Raw genomic sequence first — 253 nt, 5'->3', positions numbered from 1 at the left:
GCAAGCGCCGATTCATCGTCATCGACGAGGCGCAGCAATGGCTGTCGAACGCACAGGCCGCACAGGCCGTGCTCAAGCCTCTGGAGGAACCATCCAAGGATACGACGTGGATCATCTGTTCGATGGAGCCGGAAAAATTCCAGTCCTCTACTGTCGGCCGCGCGATCCTGAAGCGCTGCACGCAGTTCCAGCTGGAAACGCCCACCACCAGCTCACTCGGCAAACAGGCCCTGCGTATCGCCAAAGGCGAGGG

At 60.9% G+C, this 253-nt stretch carries 1 protein-coding gene; it reads left to right on the top strand.

Annotation, left to right across the window (positions count from 1 at the left end):
* Positions 1–253 (top strand): hypothetical protein (locus AC1RPY_RS08070; protein WP_481763165.1); only part of this gene is annotated, 253 nt, incomplete at both ends.

The organism is Dellaglioa sp. CoH-56-MRSF-12 (assembly GCF_056782075.1).
Note: the sequence above shows the minus strand (reverse complement) of the source record. Positions and strands in the feature narration are given on the sequence as shown.